This is a genomic window from Microbacterium sp. BE35 (assembly GCF_031457705.1).
Taxonomy (GTDB): Bacteria; Actinomycetota; Actinomycetes; order Actinomycetales; family Microbacteriaceae; genus Microbacterium; species Microbacterium trichothecenolyticum.
Window position 1 is genome coordinate 400,470 of record NZ_JAVDXD010000004.1, and the last position, 25,940, is coordinate 426,409.

Genomic DNA, 25,940 nt, shown 5'->3' on the forward strand with positions numbered 1-25,940 from the left:
ATGCGTCAGGTCACCATGTACGCCCCAGGCGACGTCCGGGTCGAAGACCGCGACAACCCCGTCATCCTCGAGCCCACCGATGCGATCATCCGCCTGTCGGCATCGTGCATCTGCGGATCCGACCTCTGGCCCTACCGCGGCGCCGAGCCACTGGCCGTGACGCCGCAGCCGATGGGCCACGAGTACGTCGGCGTCGTCACCGCGATCGGCGCGGACGTCCAGAACGTCAAGGTCGGCGACTTCGTCGTCGGGTCCTTCGTCGCCTCCGACAACACCTGCGAGATCTGCCGGGCCGGCTACCAGTCCCGCTGCGTGCACAACGTGATGATGGGCGCGATCGGCACCCAGTCCGAGTACGCCCGCATCCCACTGGCCGACGGCACCCTCGTCGCCACCCCTGGGCAGCCCGACCCTGATCTGATCCCGTCGCTGCTCGCGGCGTCCGACGTGCTCGGCACCGGCTGGTTCGCCGCCGTCGCCGCCGAAGCCGGCCCGGGCAAGACCGTCGCCGTCGTCGGCGACGGCGCCGTCGGACTCCTCGGCATCCTCGCCGCACGCGAGCTCGGCGCCGAGCGGATCATCGCGATGTCCCGCCACGCCGACCGACAGGCCCTCGCGCGCGAGTTCGGCGCGACCGACATCGTCGAAGAACGCGGCGACGCCGGTGTCGCGAAGATCAAGGAGCTCACCCACGGACTCGGCGCCCACAGCGTGATCGAGGCCGTCGGCACCCAGGAATCCATGGACCAGGCGATCCGCGCCACCCGCCCCGGCGGCCACATCGGCTACGTCGGCGTCTCCCACGACGTCTCACTCGACGGGCTCGAGCTCTTCTTCTCCGGCGTCCACCTGCACGGCGGACCTGCCCCGGTCCGCCGGTTCCTGCCCGAGCTGATCCAGCTGATCTGGGACCGCAAGATCAACCCCGGCGTCGTCTTCGACCTCACTCTCCCCCTCGAGGACGCCGCCGCCGGCTACACCGCGATGAACGAGCGCCGCGCCACCAAAGTGCTGCTCACCCTCTGACCCGACTCCTCCGGCGGGAGGCCCGACGACGTCCGGCTGGACAGAACGAAGAAGCCACATGAAACTGCGAAGGGCCCTCCCCGCCTGGGCCGCGGCGATTATGGTCGCCGTCCTGACAGGGTGCGGGGCGAGCACGGCGGCACCACCGGCGCCCACGACGTCCAGTGCATCGGCGACGCCGACGCAGAAGGCGACTCCCGTGCCGACGAAGACCGAATCCGCGGCCGTCGATCAGGTCGTGGGCACAATCGTCCGATTCACCTCCGACCGAACCACAGTGGACGTCACGATCGGTGGAGACAATCCCACCGTGCGTGACTTCCTCTCTCTGCTACCGGCAGAGGTCGCGGTCGAAGAGTTCAACGGCCGCGAGAAGATCGCCTACTTCAGCAGAGAGCTGACCACGCAGGGATCCCCCGGATCGGATCCGGAGGACGGCGACCTGATCTACTACGCCCCGTGGGGGAACATCGGGTTCTACTACAACGCCGACGGCATCGACTACTCCGACGCCACCATCCACATCGGCACGTACTCCGCCACCGTCGACCAGCTCGCCCTCCTCGAAGGCCAGGTCACGATCGAGATCGCCAACGAATGACCCGCTGCATCAGACCCCTCGCCGTCGCCGCCCGGAGACCTGACATGACCTCACGCCATACCGCTATCGACATCGAGCTTCCCGGTATGCACCTGACCGGGTCAGTGGATCACACACCGATCGCGTCATCGCTTCTCGCGCTGCTGCCGCTGACGCTGCAGTTCACCGATTTCGGAGCGCAGGAGAAGATCGGCAGGCTGCCCGCCGCCCTGAGGATCAGCGGCGCGCCACGCAGCAGCAATGCTCCCGCGGCGACGATCGCCTACTACCAACCCGCACAATCCCTCGTGCTCTACTACGAGGATGTCGGCACATTCCCCGGAATCATGCCCGTCGGCTGGTTGGACGAGGTCACAGGGCTGCGCGAGATCACGTCGGATTTCACCGCGACGATTCGTCGCGCGACCTGAGCTCTGAGGCGGGGTGGTCCACCAGACCACTGTTCGACTCGCCCTTCCCCGACAACGCGCCGATGGCTTGACTCGAGAAGAAAGTGAGAGGACTGGCATGAGCGACAAGACGATCATCCTGAACAACGCTGTCGAGATCCCCGCCTTGGGGCTGGGTGTACTGCTGAGCGACGGCGAAGAGGCGACGTCGGCGGTGACCACCGCGCTGCAGGCCGGTTACCGGTTGATCGACACAGCGGCGGCGTACTTCAACGAACGTGAAGTCGGGCAGGGTATCCGTGACTCCGGGGTCGATCGCGGCGACGTCTTCCTCACGACGAAACTGTGGATGACTGACTACGGGTTCGACAGCGCTCTGCGCGCGTTCGACATCAGCACCGCCAAGCTCGGCGTCGACTACCTCGACCTCTACCTGCTGCACTGGCCGTGGCCGGCGAACTGGAACGACACCATCGCCGCATACAAGGCGGCCGAACGCCTCCTCACGGACGGGCGTGTCCGCGCGATCGGAGTGGCCAACTTCAAGACGGAGCACCTGAAAGCGCTTCTGACAGAGACGGACGTGATGCCCACCGTGAACCAGATCGAGCTGCACCCAAACTTCCAGCAGCCCGACCAGGTCGCCCTGCACCGAGAACTCGGCATCCTGACCCAAGCGTGGTCGCCGATCGGCGGCGTCTACGGGTGGGCAGGCGACCAGGGCGCGGTGCCGCCGTTGCAGAACAAGGTGATCCAGGGCATCGCTGCTGCGCACGGCCGGAGCCCCGCCCAGGTGATCCTCCGCTGGCATCTGCAGGAGGGGCGCAGCGCCATCCCCAAGTCGGTGAACCCCCAGCGGATCGCGGAGAACTTCGCCGTCTTGGACTTCGAGCTGACAGCCGACGACCTGGAGGCGATCGCAGCGCTCGATACCGGCACGCGCGGCGCCATCGACCCCGACGACGCCACCCCCGACGTCATCGAGCTCACGATCGACGCTGCCTGACTTGTCCACTCCCGACGAGATCCGCAGCTTCCTCACCTCGCGGCGTGCCAGGATCACCCCCGAGCGGGCCGGCGTGCCCGTCTTCGGCGGCGCCCGGAGGGTCCCGGGCCTTCGACGGGAGGAAGTGGCCCACCTGGCGGGAGTCAGCACGGACTACTACGCGAAGCTGGAGCGCGGACGCACCCGCGGCGCATCCCGCGAAGTGCTCGACGCGATCGCGCGCGCACTGCAGCTGGATGACATCGAGCGGGAGCACCTGTTGAATCTGGTGGACGTCACCGCGGCGCCCCACCGACGAAAGCCACGACCGAAGACCCCGGCGGCCGCAACCCCCGGGACCCAGGCCGTGCTCGATGCGATCACCGTGCCGGCGATCGTGCAGAACGCCCGGCTGGACGTCGTGGCCGCCAATGCGCTCGGGGCAGCACTGTACCCCCTGCCGCCGAAGGGCGCTGCGCTGTTCAACGCGGCGGCCTTCCAGTTCCTCGATCGGCGGGCTCGGGACTTCTACATCGACTTCGCCCGCGCCAAGAGGAATGCCGTCGCGCTGCTGCACCAAGCGGCCGGGAGGGACCCCTTCGACGACGCGCTCATCCGCCTCATCGGCCAGCTGTCCACGCAGAGCGACGAGTTCCGGTCACTGTGGGCTTCGCACGACGTCATCAGATACCAGCGTGGAACGAAGCGGTACCGGCATCCGGCCGTGGGAGACCTCGAATTCGGATACGAATCCTTCGACCTCACCACCGAACCAGGGCTAACCATGCTCGTCTACACGGTCGAGCCCCATTCGCCCACCGCCGAGCGAATGGCGGTTCTGGCCTCGTGGGCGAAGACCCCCTTGGACTCGCCACCACACCGAGCGGAAACCTCGTGAACGACACCATCACCCTGAACAACGGCGTGCGCATCCCCTCGATCGGCTTCGGAGTCTTCCAGAGCTCACCGGAAGAGACAGCGGTCGCCGTCGAGACCGCGCTGAAGGCCGGCTATCGGCACATCGACACCGCGGCCGGGTACGGCAACGAACGAGAAGTCGGCGACGGCATCCGCCGGTCAGATATCGACCCCGCCGAGGTGTTCGTCGAGACCAAGGTCTGGGTCAGCGACTACGGCTACGACCAGACGCTGCACGCGTTCGAGAAGAGCGCGACCAAGCTCGGGATCTCGCAGATCGACCTCCTGATCCTGCACCAGCCCATGCCGCAGCACTTCGAACGAACCGTGGGAGCCTACCGAGCCCTCGAGCGACTCCTGGATGACGGGCACGTGCGGTCCATCGGGGTCAGCAATTTCATGCCCCACCACCTCGCGGCCCTGCGCGAACAGACGACCGTCGTACCGGCAGTCAACCAGGTCGAGCTGCACCCCTACTTCACTCAGCCTGACGTCCAGCGCGCGAACGCAGAGAGCGGCATCCTCACTCAAGCGTGGTCGCCGATCGGAGGAATCACGTTCTACCCCGGCTGGGGTGAGAATCGTGCCAGCGTTCTCGAGGACGGCACCATCCGTCGCATCGCCGAGACGCACGGAAAGACCCCCGCACAGGTCATGCTCAGATGGCACCTGCAGCAGGGACGCTCGGCAATACCCAAATCGACCGATCCGGGACGAATCGCGCAGAACATCGACGTGTTCGACTTCCAGCTCGACACCGACGAACTCACCGAGATCGATGCGCTCGATCGTGGAATCCGCGGCGGACCCGATCCCGACGGAGTCGATCCCTCCACCTGGGACGTCGAAATCCCCGAGCCCTGATACGCGAACGAGGAGCTCGCCGGCGACGCCCTGGGACCGGTTCACGACCAGGTGGTGATCGCTACGAGACTCGGATGGCGCATCACGCAGAACAAGGCCAGAAGCCGCGTGAACTCGTCGACGTCGTCGGCGCTCATTCGGCGCTCTCCCGGGAGGACGCTCCACAGACGACAGATCCCCGGTAAGACTTTCGCAGTCTCACCGGGGATTTTTCTGAACTGTCGGGATGACAGGATTTGAACCTGCGACCCCCTGACCCCCAGTCAGGTGCGCTACCAAGCTGCGCCACATCCCGTTGACCGCGCTTGCGCGTGGACAACTCCCCCATCCTACCCGCTCCGCGGAGGCCTCGCGAACCGAGGAACGCCCGGGCGTGGCATCCTCGATCGCTTGCCCGTGTCGGTGGGGCGCACTAGCGTCGCGACATGGCGCACATCACCATCGAACCGGCCACCGCAGATCGCTTCGACGACGCGCAGCACGCGCTCAGCGGCGGAGGCGACGGGCACGGCTGCCAGTGCCAATGGTGGATGATCACGAACGCCGAGTGGCAGAAGACGTCGCGAGATGAGCGCGAGGGTCTGCTGCGCGACGAGATCGACGCCGGTCCCCCTCCCGCCCTCATCGCATACGTCGACGGCGAAGCGGCCGGCTGGGTGCGGATCGGGCCGCGCACGAAGCAGGTGCGGATCGGCCGCACGCGCAACTTCACGGATGGGTCGCAGGAGCCCTGGGACGACGAATCGGTATGGTCGGTGAGCTGTTTCGTCGTGCGCAAGAACCACCGCAACCAGGGACTCAACGCGAAACTGCTCGACGCGGCGATCGATTACGCGCGCACGAGCGGCGCCCGCGTGATCGAGGCGTACCCGCTCGACCCCGGCGCCGGCAAGAAGATCCCTGCCAACGACCTGTTCCACGGCGTGCTGTCGACGTTCGAAGAGGCCGGGTTCCGCGAGGTCGCGCGTCCGAAGCCGCACCTCGCGATCGTCTCGCTCGACCTCGCGGGGTGAGCCCGAGCCTCAGTGCACCGGGGTCGCCTCCCGACGCACCCGATCGACCTCGAGCACGACGACGACGCCCACCAGGAGCGCAGCGGCGACGACGTACTCCCCCGACGGCAGCAGGCCGGCCAGCGCGATCAGCACCGCGCCGGCGAGCACGGCGGCCGACGCCCACCGCGACAGCGACGCGCGCAGCAGCACGACCCACGACCCCGCCACCACGATCGCGATGGGCAGGGTCAGTGCGAGGCCGGCGATCGCGTGCGGAATCTCGGTGTGGCCGGTGATCTCGTCGATCTCGACCTCCACACCGGCCGACACGGCGCCGACGGCCGCGAAGATCACGTAGTGCAGGTAGCCGAAGCGGAAGGCGGACTTTCTGCCTTCGAGCCGATGCTGCTGCTCGCGCGAGAAGTAGACCCACCAGATCCCGGCGGTGACGACGATGCCCGAGATCGCGAGCGTCACGAGCTCCGGGACGTGCTCGCCCTCGCCGAGCGCGTCGATGATGGCGTTCGCCGAGGCGAGGAGGCTCTCGCCGAGGAGCAGCAGGGTGAACAGCCCGTACCGCTCGGCGATGTGGTGCGGGTGCCACGCGGTGCGCCCTGACGCCTCGCCCCACACCGGCACCAGCAGTTCGAGCACGACGAGCACGAAGAACGTCCAGAACTGCGCCACATCGTCCAGCAGGTAGATGCGCGCGACCCAGAGCACCTGCACCACCGCCACACCGAGGGCCATGCGCAGCGCGGTGCTGCGAGATTCGGGATCGGATGCTGCGGCCCGCAGCCACTGCGCCACCATGGCCAACCGCATGATGACGTAGCCCCATGTCACCACGAGGAAGTCGAACTCCACCATCGCGTCGTGCACGCCCGCCGCGAGCACGAGCACCCCGCCCATCTGGACGATCGTGAGGACACGGTAGAGCCAGTCGTCGGTGTCGAAGGCCGACGCGAACCATGTGAAGTTCATCCACGCCCACCAGATCGCGAAGAACACCATGAGGTAGGCGAGCACGCCCTGGCCCACGTGGTCCTCGCTGATGAGGTGGTGCAGATTCTGCGACGCCTGCGACACCGCGACGACGAAGACGAGGTCGAACAGCAGCTCCAGCGGTGTCGACACGCGGTGCGCCGCACCGGTATCGCGTGCGGACATCCGGACGAGGCCCATCCGAGCCAGCACATCGGTCATGCGACGATTATGGTTGCCCTGCGTATCGAGGAGGATCATGCGTCGGCTCTGGATCGGGTTCGTGCCGTACATCGCGGTGGCGATCGTGCACATCGCGGCGCTCGCCGCCGGCTCCGACGCCCTGGCCGCCCCCACGAAGCTCGCCCTGATGCCGCTACTCGGCCTCGCGGTCGTGTGGGGCGCGTGGGGGTCTCCATGGACGCCTGCCCACACCCTGCTCGTGGTCGCGATCGTGCTGTCGTGGCTCGGCGACGGCGCCGGCACGTTCGTCCCGTGGCTGCCGACGGTGCCGATGATGCTGCTGTTCTTCGGCCTCGCGCACCTCTGCTACATCTGGCTGTTCTGGCGGAGGCTCGCCGTGCGCCGCGTGCCGCTCTGGGCCACCGTCTACGCCGTGTGGTGGGTGGTGCTCCTCGTCGTGCTGTGGCCGCATCTCGGCGGTCTCGCCTTCGCCGTGGCGATCTACGGTCTCGTGCTCGGCGGCACAGCGGTGGCAGCATCCCGTTGTCATCCGCTGGTGGTGTGGGGCGGCGTGTTCTTCCTGACGTCCGACTCGGTGCTCGCCTTCCGGCTGTTCACGCCCGACGCGATGCCCGACTGGACGAGCCCGCTGGTCATGCTCACCTACTGCCTCGGCCAGGGGCTCATCGCGGCGGGCGTGCTCGTGAGCGTGCGCGTGCGGCGCGCGGCGCCGACACCGGCGGTGATCTCGTGACGGATGCCTCGGCCAGGGCCGTGCGCGTGGATGCCTGGCTGTGGGCGATCCGGGTCTACAAGACACGCTCGGCGGCGACCACCGCGTGCCGCGCCGGGCATGTACGGGTCAACGGCGAGCGCGCGAAGGCCGCACAGCCGGTGCGCCCCGGCGACGAGTTGCGCGTTCGGGTGAACGGGTTCGACCGCATCCTGGTGGTCAAGCAGCCGATCTCGAAGCGTGTCGGCGCGGCGCCGGCGGCAGAGGCGGTCGATGATCGCACTCCCCCGCGAGATCCCACTCCGGTCATGGCACAGCGCGACCGAGGCGCCGGCCGCCCGACGAAGCGCGAGCGGCGCGAGATCGATCGTCTGCGCGGGCGCGACGCCGAGTGAGCGCCGCGGGTGCGGGGCGCAGATCATCGACCGCCCTGCGCCGTATCGCCGCAGGCCGCTGCGCCACGCAGAGCACGCGCATGATGGCGCACGAGACGACGTAGAACGTGTGCAGCGCCCAGATCGGGCCCGGCGGGAGACTGAACCGGCTTGCCGAAGACGTTGGCGAGGTGTCGTGCGGCAGTCTTCTCGCTGAGCGAAAGCCTGGCGCCGATCCCGCGGGCCCGCAAGGAGGCCTCCGGTCGTCCGGCGGGTCTCAGTTCTCCAGGAGGTCGAGCAGCCAGCGCGCACCGCGGACGGCGGCTCCGGCATCCGTCACCCGCGCGGCGAGGCCGCGGTCGCTCGTGACCACCGTCACCACACGGTCTGCGGCGACGGCCCGCTGAGCCGCAGCGACGATGGCGTCGTCACCGGATGCCTCGGCCCTGACCACCTCGACGCCAGGGGCACCCTCGACCCCGCGCGCCTGCCCCTCGACGACCGCAGTCCACTCCGGGTACCAGGTCTGCTCGGGCAGCTCCAGCGCGGACGCCTGCACACCGTGCACGGCGAGCTCGGCGATACGCGCGATGAGGCGGGTAGCTGCGCCGGGGCGGTCGCGCCACCAGCCGTCGGGCACCGAGCCCATGACGTTCGCGATGTCGACGATCACCGCCGGCCGCACGCTGAGGAGGCCGCGCAGCCTCTCCCACGAGGCCGCGAAGCCGGGGTGCAGCGCGTACTCGATGACCTCGTCGACGGGCACCCAGGCGAGCTCGCGACTCTCAGGGTCGCTGATGGTGGGCTCGAACGGCACCACCACGTCGCCCACGACAGTGGTGTAGCTCCAGTAGCCGAGGTCGAAGACGCTGAGCACGCGGGGTTGCACCGCGGCATCGGGCACACCGGCCTCCTCGGCTGCCTCGCGCAGCGCGCCATCGCAGGCGGACTCGCCCCGGTGGCGGGCGCCGCCGGGCAGTGCCCAGGTGTCGCCGAAGTGGCTCCAAGAGACGCGGTGCTGCAGCAGCACACCCCGCTCGGCGTCGACCGCGAGCAGGCCGGCCGCGCCGAATCGGCCCCAGTACCGCTCCCCCGTCGGCGCCACGACCCACGCGTCCCCGGGGTCGCGGGGTCCGTGCGGACGGCGCGGCTCACCGGGGGCGGGAGGCTCGATCGTCACCCTGCCAGCCTGTCACACGAGCGGGCCGCGAACGCCGGATCGGCCTCGTCGCCGTCACCTGGAGACTCGCCACAATGGGGTGCATGGATTACGAACTCGACGACGACCCGACCCGCGTCCCGCGAGACGCGGTGTGGGCGTGGCTCTCGACGGAGGCGTACTGGGGAGGCTGGCGCACGCGCGAGCAGGTCGAGACGCAGCTCGACAACGCCTGGCGGCTGGTGGCCGCCTACCACCGCCCGACCGGCGAGCTGGTCGGCTTCGCCCGAGCCGTCTCGGACGGCGTCGGTTTCGCCTACCTCGCCGATGTCTTCGTCACCGGCGCACACCGCGGGCACGGACTCGGCAAGCGCCTCATCCGCCTCATGATCGACGACGGCCCGGGCGCCGACATGCGCTGGACGCTGTTCACCGGCGATGCGCACGGCCTGTACCGGCAGTTCGGCTTCGCCGCGCCCGACGCGACCGCGATGGTGCGCCCGGCTCTGTACCGGCACAACCGGAGCTGACGGATGCCTCTGGCCGAGGCATCCGTCATTCAGAGAGCTCGCGTCAGCGCTGGCGACGCTCGCGTACGCGCATGTTGATCACGATCGGCGAGCCCTCGAAGCCGTACAGCTCGCGCAGGCGCCGCTGGATGAAGCGGCGGTAGCCCGGGTCGAGGAAGCCGGTCGTGAACAGCACGAAGGTCGGCGGGCGGGTCGAGGCCTGCGTGCCGAACAGGATGCGCGGCTGCTTTCCGCCGCGCAGCGGGTGCGGGTGCTCGGCGACGAGCTCGGTGAGGAACGCGTTGAACTTGCCCGTCGGGATGCGCTGATCCCACGACTCGAGAGCGGTCTCGAGCGCCGGCACCAGCTTGTCGAGGTGACGGCCGGTGCGCGCCGAGATGTTGACCCGGGGCGCCCACGCGACGTGAGCGAGGTCCTGCTCGATCTCGCGCTCGAGGTAGCGGCGGCGGTCCTGGCCGTCCATGTCGTCGTCGTTGAGGCGGTCCCATTTGTTGTAGGCGATGACGAGCGCACGACCCGACTCGAGGACGAGGTCGATGATGTTGAGGTCCTGCACGCTGATCGGCTGGGTCACGTCGATCACGACGATCGCGACCTCGGCCTTCTCGAGCGCCGCCGACGTGCGCAGCGAGGCGTAGAAGTCGGCGCCCTGCTGCAGGTGCACGCGGCGACGGATGCCGGCGGTGTCGACGAGGCGCCACAACTTGCCGCCGAGCTCGACGACCTCGTCGACCGGGTCACGGGTGGTGCCGGCGAGCTCGTTGACGACGACGCGCTCCTCGCCCGCGGCCTTGTTCAGCAGAGACGACTTGCCGACGTTCGGTCGGCCCAGGATTGCGACGCGACGCGGTCCGCCGACCTCGGCCTTGGCCACCGCCGACACGTCGGGCATGACCTTCACGACCTCGTCGAGGAGGTCGGCGACGCCACGGCCGTGGATGGCCGAGACCGGCCACGGCTGGTCGAGTCCGAGGTTCCACAGCGCCGCGGCCTCGGGCTCCTGGCGGGCGTCGTCGATCTTGTTCGCGACGAGGAAGACGGGCTTGTTGGCCTTGCGCAGCAGGCGCACGACGTGCTCGTCGGTCGCGGTGGCGCCGACCATCGCGTCGACGACGAACAGCACGACGTCCGACAGGTCGATCGCGACCTCGGCCTGCGCGGCGACCGAGCGGTCGATGCCACGGGCGTCGGGCTCCCACCCGCCGGTGTCGACGAGCGTGAAACGGCGGTCCATCCACTCGGCCTTGTACGTGACGCGGTCGCGCGTGACACCCGGGGTGTCCTCGACGACGGCCTCGCGACGACCGAGGATGCGGTTCACCAGCGCGGACTTGCCGACGTTCGGGCGACCCACGATCGCGACGACCGGAAGCGCCGGCAGGAACTCGATGCCGTCCTCGCCGCGGACGATGCCCGCGAGCAGCGCCGCGTCCTCGTCGTCGAGGTCGTAGTCGTCGAGGCCGACGCGCAGGGCGACGGCGCGCTGCTCGGCGAGCTCGTCGTCGAGGTCCGCGAGGTTCTCGGCGAGGTTGTCGTCGCCGGCCTCGAACTCGTCGAAGTCGGGATTGTGGTCGGCGGCCATCTCAGGCTCCTGTCTGCAGTGGGTCGACCGTCGGCGCGCTCAGCGCGGCCTGGATCACGCCGAGCACGGCGTCCACGGTCTGGTCGAAATCGAGAGGGGTCGAGTCGACGACCTCGACGCCGGGCGCGGCGGTGAGGAAGTCGACGACGGCCGAGTCGGAGGCGTCGCGCTGGTGGAGTGCGGCGGCGACGGTGGCGGCATCCTGCGTCGTGAGTTCCGCGCTGCGGCGCGCGGCGCGGATCTCGGGCGCGGCCGTCAGGAGGATGCGCACCGGGGCGTCGGGGGCCACGACCGTCGTGATGTCGCGACCCTCGACGACGACGCCCGGACGCGCGGAGCCGGCGACGAGCGCGCGGAACAGCGCGTTCACCGACTCCCGCACGGCGGGCACGCGCGCGACGCCGCTGACGGCGTCCGACACGCGAGGCTCGCGGATCGCGTCGGTCACGTCGCTCGCCCCGACCCGCACCCAGTAGGCGTCGGGATCGAGCGAGATCGCATAGTCGAAGTCACCCGAGACGTCGAGAACGGATGCCGCGTCCGACGTATCGATGCCGCGCTCGAGCGCGTGCCACGCCAGGGCGCGATAGGCCGCTCCGGTGTCGAGGTAGCCGTAGCCGAGACGTCGGGCGACCTGCTTGGAGACGCTGGATTTGCCGCTGCCGGCGGGTCCGTCGATCGCGACGACGACGGGATCGGGGCCCGGCTTGGTGATCGCGGGGTCAGTCATTGGTGGTGCTCGCTATCTTCCAGCCGCGCGATTCGAGACCGTCGATCGCCCGGCGCACGGCGCTCGGGACGACGCTGATCTCGGCGAGGCCGAACTGGGCGCCGGGCGAATGCTCCAGGCGCAGGTCTTCCACGTTCACGTCGAGGTCGCCGAGCTCGCCGAAAAGGCGTCCGAGCTGGCCGGGGGTGTCGTCGACCATCACGACGACTTGCTCGAAGCGGCGGTTCTGGCCGTGCTTGCCGGGCAGGCGCTCGACGCCGTCGTTCCCGCGACGGATCGTGTCGGCGACGGCACGGCGCGCACCCGGGGCATCGGGCTCGCGCAGGGCGTCCGCGACGGCGGTGAGGTCGGCCGCGATCAGGTCGAGCACGTCGACGACGGGCGCCGCGTTCGCGCCCAGGATCTGCACCCAGAGCTCGGGAGCGGATGCCGCGATGCGGGTCGTGTCGCGCACGCCTTGGCCCGCGAGCCGCAGCGACCCGTCGGGCGCGTCGACGAAGCGTCCGGCGAGCAGGCTGGCGACCAGCTGGGGCACGTGCGAGACGAGCGCGACGCCGCGGTCGTGGTCCTCGGGTGTCATCTCGATAGGCGTCGCGCCGAGGTCGAGCGCGAGGCCTTCGACCAGGGCCAGATCGGCCGACGGCGTCTCCTCGTCGCGGCAGACGACCCACGGGCGCCCGACGAAGATGTCGGCTCGGGCGGAGATCGCTCCCCCGCGCTCGCGTCCGGCGAGCGGGTGCGAGCCGATGTAGTGGGTGAGGTCCACGCCGCGCTCGCGCAGGGTGCGCAGCGGCTCGAGCTTGACGCTCGCGACGTCCGTCACCACGGCCTGCGGGTGGCGTTCGAGTTCCCGCTGGATGACGTCGGCCGTGACATCGGGTGGCACCGCGACGACGACGAGCGACGGCGCGTCGTCATCGGCCGCGCGGCGGCCGGCGCCGTAGTCGATCGCGAGACGCAGCTGCGAGGGTGACGTGTCGTCCAGAGCGACGTCGATCCCGCGCGCGCTGAGCGCGTGGCCGATGCTTGCGCCGAGCAGGCCGGCGCCGACGATGCGCACGGTGCCCTGCACGCGCGGAGCAAGGGAGGTCGCTATCACTTAATCCTCCTGTTGACCTGCGGCTTGGCGCGAAAGAGTCAGCAGAGCGCCCCGCTCCACTTTAGTCAACTCCCGGGTGCGCCCGGCTGGCAGCGTTCCCAGGTGGAGCGGCCCGAACTGCCGGCGCACGAGTTCGACGACCGGATGCCCCACCTCGGCCATCATGCGGCGCACGATGCGGTTGCGCCCCGAGTGGAGCGTGAGCTCGACGAGCGAGCCACCGCCCTTGGCCGAGGACGACAGCAGCCGCGCCTTGTCGGCGGAGATCGGGCCGTCCTCCAGGTCGACGCCGCGCAGGAGCCGCTGGATGGTCTGCGGCGTCACGCGGCCGTCGACCTTGGCGATGTAGACCTTGGTGACGCCGAACGAAGGGTGCGCGAGCACGTGCGCGAGCTCACCGTCGTTCGTGAGCACGAGCAGACCGCTGGTCTCGGCATCCAATCGCCCCACGTTGTACAGGCGCTCGTCCCAGTCCTTCGTGAAGCGGCGGAGATCCGGGCGGCCGCGGTCGTCCTTCATCGAGCTCACGACGCCCGTGGGCTTGTTGAGCATGACGTACCGTTTGGACTGGTCGAACTGGACGGCCGTGCCGTCGACGTCGACCAGGTCGGTCTCGGGGTCGACGCGTGAGCCGAGCTCGGTGACCACCGCGCCGTTCACGCGGACGCGCCCCTCGACGATCAGCTGCTCGGCCACGCGACGCGACGCGACCCCCGCGTTGGCGAGGGCCTTCTGCAGGCGCACGCCCTCGGTCGATTCCGATCCGTCGGTCATCGACGCACTCCTTCGTCCAGGTTGTCGCCGACCTCGTCTGCGCCGTCCAGCAGCGGCGAGATGTGCGGCAGTTCGTCCAGCGAGTTGATGCCGAGATGCACGAGCAGGGCATCGGTGGTGCCGTAGTTGATCGCGCCGGTCTCGGCATCCGCGAAGAGCTCGGTGATGAGCCCGCGCGCGAGCAGCGTGCGCACGACCGAGTCGACGTTCACGGCACGGATGGAGGCGACCTGGCTGCGGGTCACCGGCTGCTTGTAGGCGATGACCGCGAGGGTCTCCAACGCCGCCTGCGAAAGGCGCGACGGCGCCTGCCCTCCGACGTACTCGCTGACGAGATCGTCGAGCTCCTCACGCACGTAGAGACGCCAGCCGCCGCCGACCTCGCGCAGCTCGAAGCCGCGCACCGGCCCGCCGGACTTGCCGTCGTAGTCGTCGACGAGGGTCTCGATCGCCTGGCGCACTGCCGGCACCGGTGCGCCGACGGCGGCCGCCAGGCTCACGAGGCTCTGCGGCTCTTCGACGATCAGCAGGATCGCCTCCAGCCTGCGTGCCACATCGGTCGCGGTCACGACGGGTGCGTCGCCCCGGGCTGCTGAGCTCTCACTCCCGGTCGTCGAGCCTGTCGAAGCATCATCGGTCATAGTCGGCTCCCAAGGTGGCGAGGTTCTCGTCGCTCCAGCGCTGCGCGCTCCATCGCAGAGTCAGCTCGCCGAGCGGCTCGAGCTGTTCGAAGGACAATGCGGCGTGGCGGTACAGCTCCAGCACCGAGAGGAAGCGGGCGACCACCACGCCCGGCTGGCCGACGCCCGCGATGAGCTCGCGGAACGTCAGCGACCCGGCGTCCCGCAGCAGAGTCACGACGATGGCGGCCTGCTCGCGGATGCTCACCAGCGGCGCGTGCAGGTGGTCGAACCCGATGCGCGGGATCTCCTTCGGCGTCATCGCCAGCAGCGCGAGCGCGGCGAAGTCGTCGGCGCTCAGCGACCACACGAGCTCCGGAGCGGCGTTGCGGTACTTCTCGTCCAGGCGCACGGAGCGCGTGTGGCGGACGGCCTCACGGCGCAGGCACCGCTCGAACCAGGACGACACCTCCTTGAACGCGCGGTACTGGAGCAGTCGCGCGAACAGCAGATCGCGCGCCTCGAGGAGCGCGACCGACTCGGCGTCGACGAGCTCGCCCTGCGGCAGCAGCCCCGCGACCTTCATGTCGAGCAGGGTCGCGGCGACGACGAGGAACTCGGATGCCTCGTCCAGCTCTTCGCCCGGCCCCAGCTCACGGAGGTACGCGATGAAGTCGTTGGTCACGAGCGACAGCGACACCTCGGTGATGTCGAGTTCGTGCTTGGAGATCAGGGTGAGCAGGAGGTCGAACGGTCCGTCGAAGTTGGTGAGCGCGACCCGGAACCCCTCCCCGGCCGCGGGGCCCGCCCCGGTCGCTGCGCCTGTCGAAGCGTCAGGCGACGGCGCCACGGGCGACCAGCTCCCGCGCCAGCCGCAGGTAGGCCTGCGCGGCGGCGTGCTCCGGCGCGAACTCGGTGATCGGCATGCCCGAGACGGAGGCATCCGGGAACTTGACGGTGCGGCCGATCACGGTCTCGAGGACGTCGTCGCCGAAGGCGTCGACCACGCGCTCGAGCACCTCACGCGAGTGGAGCGTGCGCGCGTCGTACATCGTGGCGAGCACGCCGTCGAGCGTGATGGTGGGGTTGAGGCGGTCGCGCACCTTGTCGATCGTCTCGATGAGCATCGCGACGCCGCGAAGGGCGAAGAACTCGCACTCGAGCGGGATGACGACACCGTGGCTCGCAGTGAGGGCGTTGACCGTCAGGAGGCCGAGCGACGGCTGGCAGTCGATGAGGATCACGTCGTAGTCGCCCGTGAGCTTGCGCAGCGCCCTCGACAGTGTCTGCTCGCGAGCGACCTCGTTGACGAGATGCACCTCAGCCGCCGAGAGGTCGATGTTCGCGGGGATCACGTCGAGGTTGTCGACGCGCGTGTGCACGATGACCTCGTGCGGGTCGCGCTTGCCGTCGAGCAGCAGGTCGTAGATCGTCGGGATGTCGTGCGTCTGGATGCCGAGACCCGCCGACAGCGCGCCCTGCGGGTCGAAGTCCACCGCGAGCACCTTGCGGCCGTAGCCGGCGAGGGCTGCGGCCAGGTTGATGGTGGTCGTCGTCTTGCCGACGCCGCCCTTCTGGTTGCACAGCGCGATGATGCGGGCGGGGCCGTGACCGTCGAGCTTCGGCGGGGTGGGGAAGCCCTGATAGGGACGACCGGTGGGTCCGATCGGAGTGTCCCCCGTGGCGGCCTTCGTCGCCGCCTGTGCCTTGCCCGCCACCAATGCTCCCGCCTACGTGCTTCGTGTCCACCGATTCTAGTCACGCCCCGCCCCGGAACGCCTGCGGCGCGGCGGGCCGGACCGCGGATTCGCCGAGCCGGCGCAGCGGCGTCAGCGTGCCCGCGGATGCGATGTCGCGTACACGTCGCGGAGCGCGTCGACCGACACGTAGGTGTAGATCTGGGTCGTCGCGACGGAGGCGTGCCCCAGCAGCTCCTGGACGACGCGGACGTCGGCGCCGCCCTGCAGGAGGTGGGTCGCGAACGAGTGCCGCAGGGTGTGGGGCGACACATGCGCGGTGAGGTGAGCGCGCTCGGCCGCCGACTGGATGATCAGCCAGGCGCTCTGGCGCGACAGCGGCGCCCCCCGCGCGCCGAGGAAGAGCTTCGGGGTCGCTCTCCCGCGATGCGAGAGCTCGGGCCGCGCGCGGGTCAGGTAGGCGTCGACGGCCGCGCGAGCGTATGAGCCGACCGGCACGATGCGCTCCTTCGATCCCTTTCCCCGCACGCGGAGCACGTCGCCGTGCGCCGCGTCGTCGACGTCGAGCTGCACGATCTCCGACACGCGCGCACCGGTGGCGTACAGCAGCTCGAGCAGGGCGCGGTCGCGCATGCCGAGCAGATCGCCGGCCGCCGCTCCCCCGTTGCCGGACGCGTCGGCCTCGGTCGCCGGCGCGGGGCCCGCGGCATCCAACAGGCTCTCCACCTGGTCGATCGTGAGCGCCTTGGGCAGCCGACGCGGCTGTTTCGGCGGGCGCAGGTTGGACGACGGGTCGGCCGGCTCGATGCCCTCGCGGGCGAGGAAGCGGTGCAGCCCCCGCACCGAGGACTGCAGCCGCGCCAGCGACGATGCGGCCATCGGCGGCTGGGCGGCCGCGCGGTCGGCGATGAAGCTCGCCAGTGTCACCGCGGTGACCGCGGCGGTGTCGTCGATGTGCTGATCGCGCAACCAGTCCGCGTAGCCGGCGAGGTCGCGCCGGTACGCCGCGACGGTGTTCTCGGACAGGCCGCGCTCGATCGCGACGTGGCGCAGGTACGAGTCCATCGCTCGAGCGATCTGCATGTCAGGCGCCTCCTGTCACGAGGGTCTCACGTCCAGCCGGCTCGTCGGCGAACTCCGGAAGGTTTGTCAGGCTCCCCCGGGATCGGCCTGGCGGAGGCGCTCGGCGGCAGCGAGCAGGCCCACCGCGAGGATGCCGTTGCGCAGCCGCCCCGCGAGGATCCCCGCGACAGCGTCGGCGAGCGGCAGCCACTCGAGGCGGATGTCGGCCTCCTCGTCCTCGCGGGCGTGCACCTCGGTCGCGGGGGTGAGGCCCCGCGCGAGGAACAGGTGGACGATCTCGTCATTCCCGCCGGGAGTGGTGAAGATGCTCACGAGCGGCTCCCACGACGCGGCGACGAGGTCGACCTCCTCGGCGAGCTCGCGTCGGGCGGTCTCCAGCGGCGTCTCGCCGGACACGTCGAGCAGGCCGGCCGGGATCTCCCAGTCGCGGTGGCGGATCGGGTGCCGGTACTGCTGGATCAGCAGCACCCGCCCCTCGTCGTCCACCGCCACGACGGCGGCCGCACCGGGGTGATCGACGTACTGGCGCACGATCTGCCCGTCGCCGTACGCCACGGTGTCGCTGCGAACGTCCCACACCCGGCCCTCGTAGACCAGGTCGCTGTCGAGGATGGTGGCGTCGACGGGCTCGTCGGCGAGGAGTTCTGCCATCACGTCAGTCGTTCTCGACCTCGAACAGCTCGCTCGAGCGGTGCCGCTCGAGCGCCGCGCCGACGAGACCGCGGAACAGCGGGTTGGCGTCCGTCGGACGCGAGCGCAGCTCGGGGTGCGCCTGCGTCGCGATGTAGTACGGGTGCACGTCGCGCGGCAGCTCGACGTACTCGACCAGATTCAGGTCGGGGTTGATGCCTGAGAAGACCAGACCGGCGTCCGCGATCTGGTCGCGGTAGCGGTTGTTCACTTCGTAACGGTGGCGGTGGCGCTCCGACGCGCGCTGCGCGCCGTACACCTCGGCCGCGATCGAGCCCTCCGCGAGGTCGGCCGGGTACAGGCCGAGACGCATCGTGCCGCCCAGGTCGCCGTGGTCGAGAATGTCGACCTGCTCCTCCATGGTCGCGATGACGGGATGCTGCGTGTCGGGGTCGAACTCGCTCGACGAGGCATCCTCGATCCCGGCGACGTGACGGGCGTACTCGATGACGATGCACTGCAGACCGAGGCAGATGCCGAGCGTCGGGATGCCCTGCTCGCGCGCGAACTTGAGCGCACCGATCTTGCCCTCGATACCGCGGATGCCGAAGCCGCCGGGGATCACGATGCCGTCGAGCGGACCGAGCGCCTTGGCGGCGCCCTCGGGCGTCTCGCACTCGTCCGAGGGGATCCAGCGGATGTTGACGTGGGTCTCCTGCGCGAACCCACCCGCCTTCAGGGCCTCGGTTACCGAGAGGTAGGCGTCCGGCAGGTCGATGTACTTGCCGACCAGGCCGACCGTGACCTCGTGCTTCGGGTTGTGCACGGCGTTCAGCACGCGCTGCCAGCGCGACCAGTCGACGTCGGCGGCCTTGGACAGGCCGAGCGCGCGGACGATGTACTCGTCGAGGCCCTGCTCGTTGAGCATCGAGGGGATGTCGTAGATGCTCGGCACGTCGACCGCGTTCACGACGGCCCCCTCGTCGACGTCGCACATGAGCGCGATCTTGCGCTTGTTCGACTCGGTGACGGGGCGGTCGCTGCGCAGCACCAGCGCATCGGGCTGGATGCCGATCGAGCGGAGCGCGGCGACGGAGTGCTGCGTCGGCTTGGTCTTCTGCTCCCCCGACGCGCCCATGAAGGGTACGAGCGAGACGTGCACGAAGAAGACGTTGTTGCGGCCGAGCTCGTGACGGATCTGACGCGCCGACTCGATGAACGGCTGCGACTCGATGTCGCCGACCGTGCCGCCGATCTCGGTGATGATCACGTCGGGCTTGGGCGTCTCGTCGGCCTGGAGGCGCATGCGGCGCTTGATCTCGTCGGTGATGTGCGGGATCACCTGCACGGTGTCGCCGAGGTACTCGCCGCGGCGCTCCTTCGCGATGACCTGCGAGTAGATCTGGCCCGTCGTGACGTTGGCGGCCTGGCTCAGCTCGATGTCGAGGAAGCGCTCGTAGTGGCCGATGTCGAGGTCGGTCTCGGCGCCGTCGTCGGTCACGAAGACCTCGCCGTGCTGGAACGGGTTCATCGTGCCCGGATCGACGTTCAGATACGGGTCGAGCTTCTGCATCACGACACGCAGTCCGCGGGCGGTGAGGAGATTTCCGAGGCTGGCCGCGGTGAGACCCTTGCCCAACGAGGAAACGACACCACCGGTCACGAAGATGTGCTTGGTGGTGTCGTTCGAAGTGTCGCCGCGGAAAGAATCAGAAGTCTGCATCACGGGCTTTTATCCTATCAGGCAGTGTGTCGGTGAGCTTCGCGGAAGCTGAGGACACGCGGGGGCCGCCCCCTCGATCAGTCGACTTCGGTGCGCAGGCTGAGCAGCTCGCGTGCATGGGTGAGGGCGGCGTCAGAGTCGGGCATGCCCGACAGCAGACGCGCCATCTCGGCCTCGCGGTCGGCGCCGTCCAGGCGACGGACATCGGACGCCGTGACCGAGCCGTCGTTCGCCTTCACCACCGTGAGGTGGTTGGCGGCGAACGCCGCGACCTGCGCGAGGTGGGTGACCGCGATCACCTGCGACGACTCCGACAGGCGCGCGAGGCGGCGGCCGACCTCGATGGCGGCGGCGCCGCCGATGCCCGCGTCGACCTCGTCGAAGACGAACGTGGGCACCGGATCGACGGCGGCGATCACGACCTCGATCGCGAGCATGACACGGCTGAGCTCACCGCCGCTCGCACCGCGCGAGACGGCCCGCGGCTCGGCGCCCGGGTGCGGCGCCAGCAGGATGGCGACGTCGTCGCGCCCCGACGCGGACTCGGTGCCCGCCGTCACGGCGACCTCGAGGCGCGCGTCCGGCATCGCGAGTGCCCGCAGCTCGGTGCTCACGGCGCTACCCAGCCGGGCGGCCGCCTCGGTGCGAGCCGCGGTGAGCACACCCGCGGTCTCGTCGAGGACGGATGCCGCGGCATCCCGCTCCGCCGTCAGCCGGTCGATGCGATCGGAGTCGTCGTCGAGCTCGGCGAGGCGGGAAGAGCCGGTGTCGAGCAGTTCGATGGCTGCGTCGAGCGTGCCGTGCGCGCGGACCAGGCCGGCGAGCACGGCGCGGCGCTCTTCGACCGCGGCGAGCTCGTGCGGCCCCGATTCGTCGAGGTCGGCGAGGTAGCCCGCCAGCGCTGCGGCGATATCGGCGACGCGATAGCCGACGTCGGCAAGCTGCCCCGCGAGCTCTGCCAGCACGGGGTCGTGCACGCGCTCGAGGGCGCGGCGCGCCTCGGCGAGCAGCGCCCCGGCGTCGGGTTCGTCACCCTCGCCGGAGAGCCCGTCATGAGCGGTCGCGGCGGCGACACGGAGCTCCTCGGCATTCGCCAGACGCTCGGCGCGAGTCGCCAGCTCGGCGTCCTCGCCGGATTCCGGCGCGGCCTGCTCGATCTCGGCGAGCTGGTTCCGCAGGTCTTCGGCCTCGCGCGCCCGCGCGTCGCGGTCGTCGGTGAGCTCCGACAGCTCGCGGTCGATCGCACGCCAGTGTTCGAACGCCCGGCGGTAGGCGTCGCGTGCGGTGTGGACTGTCTCGCCGCCGAACCGGTCCAGCGCGTCACGCTGTGCGGCCGCGGATCGCAGTCGCAGCTGATCGGACTGCCCGTGCACGACGACGAGCTCGTCGGCGAGATCGGCGAGCACTCCAGCCGGTGCGGCGCGGCCGCCGACGGACGCCCGGCCCCGGCCCTCGCTCGAGATCGACCGGCCGATGTACAGCTCGGCACGACCGCCGCCGATCGGCTCGACGTCGCCGCCCGCCTCGCGCACGCGCGCTGCCACCGCTCCGTCCTCGGGGACGATCCACACGCCGTCGACCGTCGCCTGGGCGGCGCCCGCGCGCACGGCGCCGGAGTCGGCGCGCTGACCGAGCAGCAGCCCGAGTCCCGTCACGACCATCGTCTTGCCGGCACCGGTCTCACCGGTGATCGCCGTGAAGCCCGCGCCGATCGGCAGCGTCGCCTCGGCGATCACCCCGAGGTCCCGCAGGCGCATCTCCTCGATCACGGGGCGACCTCGCTGCCGACGATGTCGGTCTCGACGTCGTCGACGACCGCAGCATGCGCCTGCGACTGGGTGGGCAAGACGCCCGTGATCGCGGCCGGACCGCGCCACCCCTCGACGGGGAGGCGGAACTTGCGCACGAGGCGGTCGGTGAACTGAGCGGGGTGCAGGCGCGCGAGGCGCACCGGGCGATCCGACCGCCGCACCACGACGCGCGCGCCCGGAGGCAAATCGTGCGACCGACGCCCGTCGCACCAGAGGATGCCGGTGCCGTTGGTGCGCTCGAGCACCTCGATCGCCACAGAGTGCTCGGGGCCGACGACGAGGGGCTTGGCGAAGAGTGCGTGGGCCGACAGCGGCACCACGGCGATCGCCTCGACGGTCGGCCAGATCACGGGGCCGCCCGCGGAGAAGTTGTAGGCGGTCGACCCCGTGGGTGTCGAGACGACCATGCCGTCGCAGCCGAACGTCGACAGGGGCCGGCCGTCGATCTCGACGACGACCTCGAGCAGGCGCTCACGGCTGGCCTTCTCGACCGTCGCTTCGTTGAGCGCCCACGTCTCGTAGATCACGGAGTCGCCGGTGTCTTTCACCCGCACCTGGAGCGCCATGCGCTCCTCGACCTCGTAGTCCCGCGCGATGACGCGGCGGACGGCCTCATCCATGTCGTCGCGCTCGATCTCGGCGAGGAAGCCGACGTGGCCCATGTTGATGCCGAGGACCGGCGCACGCCCTTCGCGGACGAGTTCGGCGGCCCGCAGGATCGTTCCGTCGCCACCGACGACGATCGCGAGCTCGATGTCGGTCACCGGCACGTCGATGCCCAGTACGGCGACGTCGGCCAGCGAAGGCCCCGCCTGCACGAGGTCCTCGCCGTCGTCGAGGGCGAGGACGGGCCTGGCGCCGGCGGCCCGCAGCGCGGCGACGACCCGCTCCGCGGCAGCGACGGTGTCGGCGCGATGGGCGTGCGCCACCACGAGGATGCTGCGCTGGGCCTCGGTCTCGGCGTCGTTCATCGGCTCCCCGCCAGTCGGTTCACAGTGCTCAACCATTCTGTCGGATTGCTCCCCCGCCCCGGCGCGAGGTGCGCGATGAACTCGGAATTGCCATGGGTACCCGCGAGCGGGGAGGAGACGACACCGCACGTTCCGAGGCCCACGTCCCACGCCGCCCACAGCACGCGCGCGACTGCGTCGGCGCGCAGCACGGGGTTGGTCACGAGGCCCCCCTTGACCGCTGTGCGCCCGACCTCGAACTGCGGCTTGATCAGCAGCACGAGATCCGCATCGGATGCTGCGACCGCCCGTGCTGCAGGAAGAACATGGGTGAGCGAGATGAACGACAGGTCGCCCGTGATCACCGAGGGCTCTTCGGAGACGCTGCTCGCCTCGGCGAGCGAGTCGGGGGTCATGTAGCGGACGTTGAACCCCTCGACCGCGACGACACCAGGATCCTCGGCGACGGATGCTGCGAGCTGCCCGTGACCGACATCCACGGCGATCACCGGCTCGGCGCCGCGCTCGCGCAGCACCTGGGTGAAGCCGCCGGTGGACGCGCCCATGTCGAGCGCCACGCGGCCGCGGACGTCCACCTGGAAGGCGTCGAGGCCGGCGATGAGCTTGTGCGCCGCACGGCTGACGTAGTGGTCGGAAACAGCCACGTCGATCAGGCTCTCGTCGCCCACGGGAGTCGAGGCCTTCACCACGGGGCGGCCGTCGACCGTCACGAGCCCATCCGCGATCAGGGTCGCGGCGTGGGTGCGGGAGCGCGCGAGACCCCGGGCTGCGAGAGCGGCATCGAGGCGGCTCGTCATGACGGGGTGCCGGGGGTCGCCTCGAGGCGACGGGCGAGCGTGTCATGCAGCGTGTCATACGCTTCGGCACGCGTGGCCAGCGGCTGCGCCTCGATCACCTCGAGGGTCGACAGCAGATCGCCGTGCTCGTCCTCATGCGCGTCGGCTCCATCCATGTCCCCAGAATACGGGGGCCCACCCGACACTCCCCGCTTTTCCGCGGCGAGGATCAGGGGCGGTGGAACGGATCCGCGTAGAGACGCTCGGGCACGCGGAAGCCGAAGATCGCGCGCCCGGTCGACCAGATCGCCGCCGCGCCCGCGCGCACGAGATCGACCGGCATGCCCTCGCTCAGGATCCGGATGTCGGCGCCGTCGATCGCGACACGAGCGTCTCGCACTGTGGCGACGCCGTCCTTCACCTGAACCTCGGGGTACGGTTCGTGGAGCTCGCGGAGGTCACCGAGGATGTACGTCGGACGCGAGTTCTCCGGTGCTGCCAGCACGTGCTTCGGACGGTCCACGCCGGTGAGCACCAGGGCAGACGCGATGCCGGCACGGTTGGCGCCGAGGATATCGGTGTCGAGGCGGTCACCCAGGAACAACGGATGCTGCGCCTCGAACCGTGCGACCGCCTCCTGGAAGATCGGCACCTCGGGCTTGCCTGCGACGGTTGCGAGCCGGCCGACTGCGGTGTGCACGGCGGAGACCAGGGTGCCGTTGCCGGGCGCGATGCCGCGCGACTGCGGGATCGTCCAGTCCGTGTTCGTCGCCACCCACGGGATGCCGCCGTCTTCCTCGGGCGTCCTGAGGGCGAACGCCGCCTCAGCCAGCTGAGTCCAGCCGACCTCGGGCGCGAACCCCTGCACGACGGCCGACGGCGCGTCGTCGGCGCTGCGCGTCACGATGAACCCGGCCTTCTCGACCTCGACGACGAGACCATCGCCGCCGACGACGAGCACAGTGGAGCCGGGCGCGATCTTCTCAGCGAGCAGCCGCATCGCGGCCTGCGGGCTGGTGACGACGTCACGCGGAGTGGTCGCGAGCCCGAGCTCGCTCAGATGCGCCGCGACCGAGGCATCCGTGCGCGCAGCGTTATTGGTGATGTACGCGAGCGAGCGGCCGTCGCGGGCGCGGTTGAGGCTCTCGACCGCGTGCGGCAGAGCGCCGGCACCCGCATAGACGACCCCGTCGAGATCGGCCAGCACCACGTCGACGCCGTCGAGCGGGGCGGGCGTCGCAGCCCGCCGCCCGAACAGCGCCATCAGCGGTCGGCCTCGTCGTCGCCGGACGCGTCGACCCCTGCCTCCACGAGGATCTCGGCGACCTCGTCGTCGACGGAGATCTCCTCGGGCTCCGTGGCGTCGGGCTCGGACTCGTCGAGGTCCTCAGGCGTCTCGGCCCCGGCGTGAGTGTCGTCGGAGTCGTCGTCCTCGTCGAGAATGTCGTCCGAGTCGTCGTCTTCCTCCTCTTCGTCGTCGAGGTCCATCTCGATGACCTCCTCGACGAAGACCGTCTCGAGATCGCCGAGACCGGATGCCGCGTCGATCGCCTCTGCGGCGACCACGGCACGACGCTGCCACTGCGCCGCCTCTTCCGCGCGGCCGAGCTCCTCGAGCACCGCTGCCCGGGCCGCGAACAGCGCCGGGCTCCACTCGAACGCACGATCGGGATCGAGCTCGGGGATGTCGAGTTCATGGAGCGCGCGCTCGGGCTCGCCGAGGTCCAGACGGGCGCCCGACATCGCGATCGCCAGTTCGACGCGTACGGGCGTCTCGAGAGTGGAGCGGTCGACGGCACGGCCGACCTCGAGCGCACGATCGGCGCGCCCGACGCCTCGCTCGCTGTCGACCATCAGGGCGATCTGGTCGTCACGCCCCGAGATGCGTCGGTATGTGCGCAGCTCGCGCAAGGCGAGCGCGAAGTCGCCCGTCGCGTACGCGGTGATCGCGAGCGTCTCGCGGACGACGGCGATGCGACCGGCACGGCGAGACGCGGACAGCGCGTGCTGATGCGCCAGCATCGGGTCCTCGTCGATCAGCTGCGACGCCATCACGAGGTGACGCGCGACCTCCTCGGCGTTCTCCTTGCTCAGAGTCTTCAACTCGTTGCGTGCAGCCGGCGGCAGATCGCGGCCGGTCACATCCTCGGGAATGACCGGGTCGTCGTGCCGGGCGCGGACGGGACGGATCTCGCCCTCGCGCACGGCACGGTCGGGGCGGTCGGCTCCCCCGCGAGTCGGACGCGCAGAGCGCTCGTACGGCTTGCGGTCGTCGTCGCGCTTGACGTAAGGACGGTCGCCGTCACGCTTGACGTAGGGACGCTCGCCGTCACGCTTCGCGTACGGACGGTCGCCGTCACGCTTGACGTAGGGACGCTCGCCGTCACGCTTCGCGTACGGACGGTCGCCGTCACGCTTCGCGTAAGGACGGTCGCCGTCACGCTTGACGTAAGGGCGGTCACCCTCGCGCTTGACGTAGGGCTTGTGGTCACCGTCACGCTTCGCGTAGGGACGGTCGCCGTCACGCTTCGCGTAGGGACGATCACCCTCGCGCTTGACGTACGGCTTGTGGTCGCCGTCACGCTTCGCGTAAGGACGGTCGCCGTCGCGCTTCGCGTAGGGACGGTCGCCGTCACGCTTCGCGTAGGGACGATCACCCTCGCGCTTGACGTACGGCTTGTGGTCGCCGTCACGCTTCGCGTA

Annotated in this window: 28 protein-coding genes and 1 tRNA gene; 10 read left to right on the top strand and 19 right to left on the bottom strand. The window is 70.1% G+C overall.

Annotated features, from left to right (window positions below; translation table 11 throughout):
* The 6 genes from J2Y46_RS15730 to J2Y46_RS15755 all read left to right on the top strand — a co-directional run bounded on the left by J2Y46_RS15730 (position 1) and on the right by J2Y46_RS15755 (position 4,783).
* Positions 1 to 1,026 (top strand): zinc-dependent alcohol dehydrogenase family protein, encoded by a 1,026-nt coding sequence (locus tag J2Y46_RS15730; protein WP_310243510.1) that lies wholly within the window; start codon positions 1 to 3, stop codon positions 1,024 to 1,026.
* Between the two features lie 199 nt (positions 1,027 to 1,225).
* Entirely contained in the window at positions 1,226 to 1,627 is a 402-nt protein-coding gene (locus tag J2Y46_RS15735; protein ID WP_245619580.1) for a cyclophilin-like fold protein, read from the top strand.
* A 44-nt stretch (positions 1,628 to 1,671) separates the two neighbouring features.
* A complete protein-coding gene (locus J2Y46_RS15740; RefSeq protein WP_157005511.1) occupies positions 1,672 to 2,037 on the top strand; it encodes a cyclophilin-like fold protein in 366 nt (121 codons plus the stop codon).
* A gap of 97 nt (positions 2,038 to 2,134) precedes the next feature.
* Positions 2,135 to 3,022, top strand: coding sequence for an aldo/keto reductase (locus J2Y46_RS15745; RefSeq protein ID WP_045299114.1), 888 nt, complete (start codon positions 2,135 to 2,137; stop codon positions 3,020 to 3,022).
* A gap of 1 nt (position 3,023) precedes the next feature.
* Positions 3,024 to 3,899: a helix-turn-helix transcriptional regulator gene (locus J2Y46_RS15750; RefSeq protein ID WP_045299116.1), complete on the top strand. Its 876-nt coding sequence runs from the start codon at positions 3,024 to 3,026 to the stop codon at positions 3,897 to 3,899.
* Positions 3,896 to 4,783: an aldo/keto reductase gene (locus tag J2Y46_RS15755; protein WP_045299119.1), complete on the top strand. Its 888-nt coding sequence runs from the start codon at positions 3,896 to 3,898 to the stop codon at positions 4,781 to 4,783. Before J2Y46_RS15750 ends, J2Y46_RS15755 begins: the two co-directional genes overlap by 4 nt.
* Positions 4,784 to 5,004: 221 nt before the next feature.
* Here J2Y46_RS15755 and J2Y46_RS15760 read toward each other — a convergent pair.
* Positions 5,005 to 5,078 (bottom strand) — tRNA-Pro (locus tag J2Y46_RS15760).
* A gap of 130 nt (positions 5,079 to 5,208) precedes the next feature.
* On the opposite strand from J2Y46_RS15760, the gene J2Y46_RS15765 reads away from it, so the two are divergent.
* On the top strand, positions 5,209 to 5,796 hold the full coding sequence (locus J2Y46_RS15765) for a GNAT family N-acetyltransferase (protein ID WP_310243515.1): 588 nt from the start codon (positions 5,209 to 5,211) through the stop codon (positions 5,794 to 5,796).
* Positions 5,797 to 5,805: 9 nt separating this feature from the next.
* On the opposite strand, the gene J2Y46_RS15770 is transcribed toward J2Y46_RS15765, so the two are convergent.
* Positions 5,806 to 6,984, bottom strand: coding sequence for a low temperature requirement protein A (locus J2Y46_RS15770; protein ID WP_310243518.1), 1,179 nt, complete (start codon positions 6,982 to 6,984; stop codon positions 5,806 to 5,808).
* A 37-nt stretch (positions 6,985 to 7,021) separates the two neighbouring features.
* Between J2Y46_RS15770 and J2Y46_RS15775 the strand changes: the two genes are divergently transcribed.
* Both J2Y46_RS15775 and J2Y46_RS15780 read left to right on the top strand, forming a co-directional pair.
* Positions 7,022 to 7,699, top strand: a complete 678-nt coding sequence (locus J2Y46_RS15775) for a lysoplasmalogenase (protein WP_310243519.1) — start codon at positions 7,022 to 7,024, stop codon at positions 7,697 to 7,699.
* Positions 7,696 to 8,073 carry an RNA-binding S4 domain-containing protein gene (locus J2Y46_RS15780; RefSeq protein WP_045299127.1) on the top strand — a complete coding sequence of 126 codons (378 nt, stop codon included), beginning with the start codon at positions 7,696 to 7,698 and terminating at the stop codon, positions 8,071 to 8,073. The genes J2Y46_RS15775 and J2Y46_RS15780 overlap by 4 nt, the downstream gene beginning before the upstream one ends.
* Before the next feature lie 256 nt (positions 8,074 to 8,329).
* Here J2Y46_RS15780 and J2Y46_RS15785 read toward each other — a convergent pair whose 3' ends face one another.
* Positions 8,330 to 9,232 (bottom strand): NUDIX hydrolase, encoded by a 903-nt coding sequence (locus tag J2Y46_RS15785; RefSeq protein WP_310243521.1) that lies wholly within the window; start codon positions 9,230 to 9,232, stop codon positions 8,330 to 8,332.
* Positions 9,233 to 9,315: 83 nt separating this feature from the next.
* Between J2Y46_RS15785 and J2Y46_RS15790 the strand changes: the two genes are divergently transcribed.
* Positions 9,316 to 9,741 (top strand): GNAT family N-acetyltransferase, encoded by a 426-nt coding sequence (locus J2Y46_RS15790; RefSeq protein WP_310243523.1) that lies wholly within the window; start codon positions 9,316 to 9,318, stop codon positions 9,739 to 9,741.
* A gap of 43 nt (positions 9,742 to 9,784) precedes the next feature.
* On the opposite strand, the gene der is transcribed toward J2Y46_RS15790, so the two are convergent.
* The 16 genes from der to J2Y46_RS15870 form a co-directional block, all read right to left on the bottom strand.
* Positions 9,785 to 11,323: a ribosome biogenesis GTPase Der gene (gene der, locus J2Y46_RS15795; protein WP_310243524.1), complete on the bottom strand. Its 1,539-nt coding sequence runs from the start codon at positions 11,321 to 11,323 to the stop codon at positions 9,785 to 9,787.
* Between the two features lies 1 nt (position 11,324).
* Complete coding sequence (gene cmk / locus J2Y46_RS15800; protein WP_310243526.1) at positions 11,325 to 12,053, bottom strand: (d)CMP kinase; 729 nt, start codon at positions 12,051 to 12,053, stop codon at positions 11,325 to 11,327.
* Complete coding sequence (locus tag J2Y46_RS15805; RefSeq protein WP_310243528.1) at positions 12,046 to 13,152, bottom strand: prephenate dehydrogenase; 1,107 nt, start codon at positions 13,150 to 13,152, stop codon at positions 12,046 to 12,048. The genes cmk and J2Y46_RS15805 overlap by 8 nt, the downstream gene beginning before the upstream one ends.
* Complete coding sequence (locus J2Y46_RS15810) at positions 13,153 to 13,926, bottom strand: pseudouridine synthase (RefSeq protein ID WP_310243530.1); 774 nt, start codon at positions 13,924 to 13,926, stop codon at positions 13,153 to 13,155.
* On the bottom strand, positions 13,923 to 14,567 hold the full coding sequence (gene scpB, locus J2Y46_RS15815; RefSeq protein WP_045299140.1) for an SMC-Scp complex subunit ScpB: 645 nt from the start codon (positions 14,565 to 14,567) through the stop codon (positions 13,923 to 13,925). The genes J2Y46_RS15810 and scpB overlap by 4 nt, the downstream gene beginning before the upstream one ends.
* Positions 14,557 to 15,396 carry a ScpA family protein gene (locus tag J2Y46_RS15820; RefSeq protein WP_310243532.1) on the bottom strand — a complete coding sequence of 280 codons (840 nt, stop codon included), beginning with the start codon at positions 15,394 to 15,396 and terminating at the stop codon, positions 14,557 to 14,559. Before J2Y46_RS15820 ends, scpB begins: the two co-directional genes overlap by 11 nt.
* Positions 15,380 to 16,264 carry a ParA family protein gene (locus tag J2Y46_RS15825; RefSeq protein ID WP_045299144.1) on the bottom strand — a complete coding sequence of 295 codons (885 nt, stop codon included), beginning with the start codon at positions 16,262 to 16,264 and terminating at the stop codon, positions 15,380 to 15,382. Before J2Y46_RS15825 ends, J2Y46_RS15820 begins: the two co-directional genes overlap by 17 nt.
* A gap of 111 nt (positions 16,265 to 16,375) precedes the next feature.
* Positions 16,376 to 17,326 carry a site-specific tyrosine recombinase XerD gene (gene xerD / locus J2Y46_RS15830; protein WP_310243536.1) on the bottom strand — a complete coding sequence of 317 codons (951 nt, stop codon included), beginning with the start codon at positions 17,324 to 17,326 and terminating at the stop codon, positions 16,376 to 16,378.
* Positions 17,327 to 17,392: 66 nt separating this feature from the next.
* On the bottom strand, positions 17,393 to 17,977 hold the full coding sequence (locus J2Y46_RS15835) for an NUDIX hydrolase (RefSeq protein ID WP_310243540.1): 585 nt from the start codon (positions 17,975 to 17,977) through the stop codon (positions 17,393 to 17,395).
* Positions 17,978 to 17,981: 4 nt separating this feature from the next.
* The gene (locus J2Y46_RS15840) at positions 17,982 to 19,679 is read right to left on the bottom strand and encodes a CTP synthase (protein ID WP_045299149.1); all 1,698 of its coding nucleotides are present in this window, start codon (positions 19,677 to 19,679) and stop codon (positions 17,982 to 17,984) included.
* A 77-nt stretch (positions 19,680 to 19,756) separates the two neighbouring features.
* Positions 19,757 to 21,448 (bottom strand): DNA repair protein RecN, encoded by a 1,692-nt coding sequence (gene recN / locus J2Y46_RS15845; RefSeq protein ID WP_310243543.1) that lies wholly within the window; start codon positions 21,446 to 21,448, stop codon positions 19,757 to 19,759.
* Entirely contained in the window at positions 21,445 to 22,461 is a 1,017-nt protein-coding gene (locus tag J2Y46_RS15850; RefSeq protein WP_045299153.1) for an NAD kinase, read from the bottom strand. Before J2Y46_RS15850 ends, recN begins: the two co-directional genes overlap by 4 nt.
* A complete protein-coding gene (locus J2Y46_RS15855) occupies positions 22,458 to 23,258 on the bottom strand; it encodes a TlyA family RNA methyltransferase (RefSeq protein ID WP_045299155.1) in 801 nt (266 codons plus the stop codon). Before J2Y46_RS15855 ends, J2Y46_RS15850 begins: the two co-directional genes overlap by 4 nt.
* The gene (locus J2Y46_RS15860) at positions 23,255 to 23,413 is read right to left on the bottom strand and encodes a hypothetical protein (protein ID WP_169748688.1); all 159 of its coding nucleotides are present in this window, start codon (positions 23,411 to 23,413) and stop codon (positions 23,255 to 23,257) included. Before J2Y46_RS15860 ends, J2Y46_RS15855 begins: the two co-directional genes overlap by 4 nt.
* A 53-nt stretch (positions 23,414 to 23,466) precedes the next feature.
* A complete protein-coding gene (locus J2Y46_RS15865; RefSeq protein WP_310243549.1) occupies positions 23,467 to 24,501 on the bottom strand; it encodes an HAD-IIA family hydrolase in 1,035 nt (344 codons plus the stop codon).
* Positions 24,501 to 25,940: primosomal protein (locus J2Y46_RS15870; protein WP_310243553.1), on the bottom strand; the 1,440-nt coding region annotated here is incomplete at its 5' end. The genes J2Y46_RS15870 and J2Y46_RS15865, both read right to left, overlap by 1 nt.